The sequence below is a fragment of the Novosphingobium sp. B-7 genome (assembly GCF_000410615.1).
GTDB classification, from domain to species: Bacteria; Pseudomonadota; Alphaproteobacteria; order Sphingomonadales; family Sphingomonadaceae; genus Novosphingobium; species Novosphingobium capsulatum.
Genome location: NZ_KE148522.1, coordinates 29,297 through 36,458, shown reverse-complemented (window position 1 = coordinate 36,458; position 7,162 = coordinate 29,297). Strand labels below are relative to the sequence as shown.

The window sequence follows — 7,162 nt, the reverse complement described above, 5'->3', positions numbered from 1 at the left end:
CGTCCGATGAAGCTGTGCGGCTGGCGCCAATTGCTGGCGCCAAAGGCCATGCCCTGGCGATCGATCACATAGATCGCTGCGGCGCCGAATTCCTGGGCCAGTGCCTCCAGCTTGCGGTTGAGCGCGGCTTGCGCTGCCGGGGCGGGCGTATGGCCAGGGACAGGCGTGGCTGCCACCAGGTCCCGGTCATCAGCCAGCGCGCGAGGCAGCAGGCGGAACCGCGCGATTTCGCTGGTGAGCAGCGCCTGGCGCAGCCGCAGGTCTTGCCCGGCGCGCGTTTGCAGTCGGGCCAGCATGACATGGCGCGTGATCGCACCGGCCACCCCGGCCGCCGCCATGGCCACCAGCACGGCGGCCACCAGCACCATCGCCACGGCGCGGAATCGGTTCAAACTACCCACGCCAGACGCATAGCATAATGTGTCAAAATCTGCACATCGGGATTTCCGAGTGTGCCGATTTCTGGACAAAGAATGCCATCGCGATTTGGCAAGATTCTGAAAAAGCGTCACTTATTCGGAATGTAGCAAAAGCTTTCGGTGGGCAGGGCCGCCGCCTATGGTAATGGCCGAGCAGGACCGAGCAACGCGCCCTGCCGAGAGGACGAAAGGCTTTCCCACGATGAATTTCGCTGTCACCACTCCGTCTGCGCCCGTGGCCGGGCAGGGGCCGCAGCGGCCTCGCAAGTGGTATCGCCACCTCTATGTCCAGGTCTTGACCGCGATTGCCGCGGGTGTGCTGCTGGGGCATTTCTATCCGGCAACAGGTGAAGCGCTCAAGCCGCTGGGCGATATGTTCATCAAGCTGGTCAAGATGGTGATCGCCCCGGTGATCTTCCTTACCATCGTCACCGGGATTGCCGGCATGCGCGATCTGGCGGCAGTGGGCCGCGTGGCGGCCAAGGCCTTTGCCTATTTCCTGTTTTTTTCGACGCTGGCGCTGATCGTAGGCCTGATCGTGGCCAATGTGCTGCGGCCGGGGGCGGGGCTGAATATCACCCCCGCCACGCTCGATGCCGGCAAGGTGGCCGATTATGCCGCCAAGGCGCATGAAAGCACGATCGTGGGCTTTTTGGGCGCGATGATCCCGGACACGTTCCTTTCGGCGCTGACCCAGGGCAACATCCTGCAAGTGCTGGTGGTGGCGGTACTGTTCGGCATTGCCCTGGCCTCGGTCGGCGATCGCGGACAGCGCGTGCTCGATCTGCTCGAAGACGTTTCGGGCGTGGTGTTCAAGCTGGTGTCGATCGTGATGAAGGCGGCGCCGATCGGTGCCTTTGGCGCCATGGCATTCACCATTGGCAAGTATGGCGTGGGCAGCCTGGCCAATCTCGCGCAGCTGGTGGCGGCGTTCTACGTCACTTCCGCGCTGTTCGTGCTCGTGGTGCTGGGCGTGGTCGCGAGACTGGCGGGCTTTTCGATCCTGCGCCTGATTGCCTATCTGCGCGAAGAGCTGCTGCTGGTGCTGGGCACCTCGTCTTCGGAAAGCGCGCTGCCCGCGCTGATCGAGAAGATGGAGCGGGCCGGCTGTTCCAAGACCGTCGTCGGCCTGGTCGTGCCGACCGGCTACAGCTTCAATCTCGATGGCACCAATATCTACATGACGCTAGCCGCGCTGTTCATCGCGCAGGCGTGCAACGTGGAATTGACGCTGGGGCAGCAACTGCTGCTGCTGGGCGTGGCGATGCTCTCGTCCAAGGGCGCGGCCGGGGTTACCGGCGCGGGCTTCATCACGCTGGCCGCCACACTGTCGATCGTGCCGAGCGTGCCGGTGGCGGGCATGGCGCTGATCCTGGGCATCGACCGCTTCATGTCGGAATGCCGCAGCCTGACGAACTTCATCGGCAATGCTGTGGCCACCGTGGTCGTCTCGCGCTGGGAAAACGCGCTCGATCATGAACGCCTCGACGCGGCGCTGCACGGCCGGTCGCTGCCGGCCCCGGTGGAACAGGCGCACGCTGCCTAAGCAGCGGCGCATCTAGGGAGAGAAACCATCATGGACCTGCGTTTTTCGCGGCTGCGGGCCGCCACGGCCCCGCTTTGCCTGCTTTCCGGCACCCCGGCCCTGGCCGAAACCACCGCCGAACCGGCTGGCGAAGCCCAGCGCAAGAGCTACCCGGCCGCCTATAATGGCGATGCGGCGGCGGCACCGGGCGGCTATGCCCTGTCACGCTGGGCAGAGGATTGGCGGGTGATGCAGAACCCAGCCAAGCGCGACGATCCGCTCGACCGGCTCAAGTTCATCCCGCTCGATGACGATGGCGATGTCTATCTCACGGTCTCGGGCGAATTGCGCCTGCGCATGAACCTGACGACGAACCCCAACTTGCGCGATGCCCAGGCGCAGCGGCAGGATATCAACCGCGAAACACTGGGCGCCGATCTGCATGTCGGCCCCCACCTGCGCTTCTATGGCGAGATTTCGCATGGCGGCATCGGTGGGCGTAACCTGGGCGTTCCGGCGGCCACGCTGCGCAACGACATGGTGCTCCTGCAGTATTTTGCCGAAGCCAACGCGATGGTGGGCGAGGCCGAAGTGGGGGCGCGCTATGGCCGGCAGGAATTTACCGACGGCCCCAACATTCTGGTGTCGCAGCGGGACAACAATACCATCCGCTATACCCTCAATGGCTTTCGCGGCTGGGTCCGCGGGGCCAAGGCGCGGCTGACGGTGTTCGATCTCAAGCCCACGGCCTATGGCGACCTGGGCACCGATGATGACGTGATCGATCCCGCGCGGCGTTTCTCCGGGGTGACGGCGGGGTTTGTCCTGCCCAAGACCACGCTGGGCGGCTCGCAGCTCTATCTCGATCTGTTTGCCTGGCGGCGGCGCAACCTGGTGGGCACCTGGGGCGGGCGGATCGGCCCGGCCACGCGCTATTACGCCGGGGCGCAGCTGCGCGGCGATGTCGGGCGGCTGGGGCTGGACTGGTCGGTCAACCACCAGTGGGGCACGTTCATGAACCAGGGCATCGATGCCTGGCAGGCGTTCCTGGCGCAGACCTGGCGGATCGGCAACGGCCCGGCCAAGACCGCGCCGCGCATTGGCGTGCATGTCGACTATGCCAGCGGCGGTGGCGGCTATGGCCAGGGCAAGCTGCGCAATGCCTATGCTCCGTTCGGCAACAACATCTATTTCAGCTATCAGCTCTATCTCACCCCGTCGAACCTGGTTGCGGTGACGCCGAACGCCAGCTTTACCCCGTTTCGCAATGCGCGGATCAGCGCGGAATACGAACTGGCCTGGCGCGATGATGTGCACGACGCGGTCTATCGCGCCAATGGCCAGCCCTTTGCCGGCACGCAGAACGGGCGCGGGCGCAAGATTGCCGATGTGGTGCGCGCGCAGATGGTGTGGAACGCCACGCCGCGCCTGACGCTGACCGGGCGCTACGAACACCTGATGGCGCGCGCGGCATTGACCGATGCGGGCTATCGCAGTTCGGATTTCATTGCCGGCTGGATCAGCTACCGGTTTTGAACCGCTGCGTTGGCGGGCATGATTGCCAGCGATGATGAGGGGGGTATAGCTGGGCCATACCCCCCAATCGTCGTGGAGCATGCCCCCCATGAAACAGGCCGCACTCACCCTTTTGCTGTCAGTGGCTCTGCCTGCTGCTGCCCTGGCCCAGGATGGCGCCGGCGTGCCGGTTCCGGCCAACCAGGCCGCCGGGTTTGACCGCATTCGCGAGAGCGATCTGCGCGCCGATCTGGGCCTGGTGGCGTCGGATGCATTGCAAGGGCGCATGTCGTTGCAGCCCGGTGACGATGCCACGGTGCAGTGGGTTGCGGCCGAATTTGCCAAGGCCGGGCTGGAACCGGCGGCGCAGGACGCCGCTGGCGCGCCGAGCTTCCTGCAAAGCGTGCCGCTGGTGGAATACCGGCCCAATGCGGCGGCCAATTTCGTGGCCCTGCGCAGCGGCAATGCCACGCGCCGCTGGCAGGCGCCGCACCTGGTGGGCGGCTATCGCGATGACGTGGATATCACCGCGCCGCTGGTCTTTGCCGGCTATGGCATCACCGCCCCTGGCGTGGGCTATGACGATTATCGCGGGATTGACGCCAAGGGGCGGATCGTGGTGGTGTTCGAGCACGAGCCGCAGGAAAACGATCCGGCCTCGCGCTTTGGCGGCACGGGCAACACCCGCTATGCCACCAACCGGGTCAAGGCCCTGAACGCGCAGGCCCATGGCGCGCTGGCGCTGGTCGTGATGGCCGAGCCCAACCGCAAGCATCCCTCGAATTTTGACCGCATGATGCGCATTGGCGGCAGCGCCAAGCGCACGCCGCCGATCCCGGCGCAGGCCCTGGTGGACGACGCGCTGCATATTCCGGTGATTACCGTGGATGATGAGGCCGGGGCGGCGCTGCTGGCCGGCACGGGGCAGAGCGCCAGTGCGCTGCAAGCGGCGATCGACCGCGCGCTGGTGCCACAATCACGCGCCGTGCCCGGGGCCGAGGTAACGCTGCACCTGGAAAACACCGTGCGATCGCGCGGGACCACCTGGAACGTCGCCGGGCTGCTCAAGGGATCGGACCCCACGCTGGCGCCCGAAACGGTGATCATCAGCGCGCATCACGATCACGACGGGTCCAACGGCCCGGAAATCTGGCACGGCGCGGATGACAACGGCTCGGGCACGGTGGGCGTGGTCGAACTGGCGCGCGCGTTCATGGCCAATGGCGCGCGGCCGCGCCGATCGATCCTGTTCACGGTGTTTGCCGCCGAAGAGCGGGGTTTGCTGGGTGCCTATTACATGGCCGCCCATCCGCTGCGCCCGCTGGCGACGACGCGCGCGATGATCAATTTCGACATGATCGGCCGCAACGAGGCGCCCAGCGACCAGACCACCGGGCTGATCGACATTCCCGCCGATACCACCAACCGCCTCAACCTGATCGGCGCGGCCTATAGCCCGGATTACGCGCGCACCGTGGCAGAGGCCAACCGCAGCGTGGGCTTGGTGCTGGACGACCGGTTCGACCACGAAAACGCGCTCAACGTGTTTTTCCGCAGCGACCAGTTTCCCTTCGTGCTCAATAACATTCCCGCGTTCTGGTTCTTCACCGGTTTCCATCCCGATTATCACCACACCACCGACACGGCCGACAAGATCAACTACGGCAAGATGACGCGCATCCTCAAGCTGGCCTATCTTTCCGCCTGGCGCTTTGCCGACGAGGCGACGCCGCCCGCGTTTGTCACCGATCCGCCCGGCAAGCGTTGATCGGCAAGCATAAAGAGGGCCAAAGGGGCGGGGTTTCAAATCCGGCCATGGTCCTATATCGCGGGCAAGCATAAGGCTGGCGGGGTTGCCCGTGGCCTTTCCCGTTGCTGCGCGCCCCGCTTCCCGGCGATGGTGGTGCGCTGTCTCGTCAGACCAGAAGTGAACGTTTGCCCATGATCTTTCCTGCCTGCACCCGGCTCGGCCCGTGGGGCTGCCCATGCTAGCGCCGCGCCGCCGGGGGATTGCCACTGTCAACGCCGAGATCCGCGATGGCATCGTGCCGGCCGCCCACGCGCTCACCCCGGCGCGCGATCCTGGCGGGCCGGAGGCATCGGGCGCAAACTATCGCCTGGTGGCGCTGATCGTCGCTTCGGCATTGTTCATGGAATTCGTCGACGCCACCGTGCTCGCCACCGCGCTGCCGACAATGGCGCGCGATTTCGGCGTGCGGCCGGCGGAAATGAGCATTGCGCTGACCTCGTACCTCTTGGCGCTGGCGGTGTTCATTCCCGCGTCGGGCCTGCTGGCAGACCGGTTCGGATCGCGCACCGTGTTTCGCGCCGCGATCGCGTTGTTCATGGCGGGCAGCTTTGCCTGTGGCCAGGCACCCAGCCTTTCCTTGATGGTCGCCGCGCGCTTTCTCCAGGGGATGGGCGGGGCGATGATGATCCCGGTTGGCCGGCTCGTGCTGCTGCGCAGCGTGGCCAAGCAGGATATGGTCAATGCCATGTCGTGGCTGCTGGTGCCGGCCTTGATCGGGCCGGTGATCGGGCCGCCGCTGGGCGGTTTCATCGTGACCTATCTCGATTGGCGCTGGATTTTCTACCTCAACCTGCCGGTCGGCGTGCTCGGCCTCTGGCTGGTCAGTCGCTATATTGCCAACTTCCGCGAAGACGTGCCGGCCACGATCGATTGGGCCGGCTTCGTGCTCAGCGGCGTATCGCTGGGTTGCCTGCTGTTCGGCTTTGAAATGGCCAGCCGTGCCGGCCAGGGGACACTGGCCGGCAGCCTGCTCGCGGTCGGCGCCGTCGCCGGCGTGTTCTATGTCCGCCATGCGCGCGGCCGGGAAGGGGCGATCCTCAACCTCGCGCTGTTGCAGGATCGCACATTCCGCCTGTCGGTGATTGCCGGCTCGGTCACGCGGATCACGCAAGGGGCGCAGCCATTTCTGTTGCCCTTGATGATGCAGGTGGGTTTCGGCTTTTCCGCAGCGCGCAGCGGGATGATCACGGTGGCGACGGCGATCGGCTCGCTGGCGATGAAGGCCGCTGCGCCGCGCGTGCTGCGGGCGCTGGGCTTTCGCCGCACCCTGGTGTGGAATGGCGTGATCGGCACGGCGGGTTATGCCATCTGTGGGCTGTTCGGGCCGGGCTGGCCGGTATGGGCGATGTTTGGCGTGCTGGTGCTCTCGGGCTTTTTCATGTCGTTGCAGTTCACCGCCTATAACACCATCGCCTATGACGGCATCGCCCCGCAGCAGATGAGCAGCGCCACCGCGTTCTATGCCACGTTCCAGCAGCTGATGCTGTCCTTGGGCATCTGCCTGGCGGCGGCAGCGCTGCACGTGGCGATGCTGCTGCACGGCCATGCGCGGCCGCTGCTCGACGATTTTGCCGCGGCGTTCTGGACGGTGACCGCCATATCGCTGTGCGCCACGATCTGGAACCGCCGCTTCGCGCCCGATGCCGGGGCGGAAATCAGCGGACATTCCGAATGAGCCGAACCGGTTTGGGTTAGGCGCGCACCTTAAGATATCGGGTTTTACCCGGCCAGGCGGACAGATTTTCTTCTTTGTTGCAACGCTTTGACCTATAACAATAAATAGTAATACGACCGGCCCTATGCTGCCACCCGAAGTGCAGGGATTAGGGAAAAGTTTACCCTGGTTCGTTAATTTCTTGGCAAAGGGTCGGGACAGGAAAGGGACGGGATGTG

At 65.3% G+C, this 7,162-nt stretch carries 4 protein-coding genes and 1 pseudogene; 4 read left to right on the top strand and 1 reads right to left on the bottom strand.

What is annotated here, in order from left to right:
• Positions 1-401: pseudogene (locus tag H926_RS33980) on the bottom strand (sensor histidine kinase); the annotation flags it as partial.
• A 220-nt stretch (positions 402-621) separates the two neighbouring features.
• Here H926_RS33980 and H926_RS0124535 point away from each other — a divergent pair.
• From H926_RS0124535 to H926_RS0124520, 4 genes are all read left to right on the top strand, one after another.
• Positions 622-1,965: a dicarboxylate/amino acid:cation symporter gene (locus H926_RS0124535; RefSeq protein WP_022678590.1), complete on the top strand. Its 1,344-nt coding sequence runs from the start codon at positions 622-624 to the stop codon at positions 1,963-1,965.
• Between the two features lie 30 nt (positions 1,966-1,995).
• On the top strand, positions 1,996-3,480 hold the full coding sequence (locus tag H926_RS0124530; protein WP_022678589.1) for an alginate export family protein: 1,485 nt from the start codon (positions 1,996-1,998) through the stop codon (positions 3,478-3,480).
• 88 nt (positions 3,481-3,568) lie between these two features.
• Positions 3,569-5,227, top strand: a complete 1,659-nt coding sequence (locus tag H926_RS0124525; protein ID WP_028658473.1) for a M20/M25/M40 family metallo-hydrolase — start codon at positions 3,569-3,571, stop codon at positions 5,225-5,227.
• A 217-nt stretch (positions 5,228-5,444) separates the two neighbouring features.
• Positions 5,445-6,944, top strand: coding sequence for an MDR family MFS transporter (locus tag H926_RS0124520; protein WP_022678587.1), 1,500 nt, complete (start codon positions 5,445-5,447; stop codon positions 6,942-6,944).
• The last annotated feature ends 218 nt before the right edge of the window (positions 6,945-7,162 follow it).

What these genes read in the sequence shown, in the direction of transcription:
- H926_RS0124530 (WP_022678589.1), top strand. Translation starts at nt 1,996, where the DNA reads ATGGACCTGCGTTTTTCGCGGCTGCGGGCCGCCACGGCCCCGCTTTGC.
- H926_RS0124520 (WP_022678587.1), top strand. Translation starts at nt 5,445, where the DNA reads ATGCTAGCGCCGCGCCGCCGGGGGATTGCCACTGTCAACGCCGAGATC.
- H926_RS0124535 (WP_022678590.1), top strand. Translation starts at nt 622, where the DNA reads ATGAATTTCGCTGTCACCACTCCGTCTGCGCCCGTGGCCGGGCAGGGG.
- H926_RS0124525 (WP_028658473.1), top strand. Translation starts at nt 3,569, where the DNA reads ATGAAACAGGCCGCACTCACCCTTTTGCTGTCAGTGGCTCTGCCTGCT.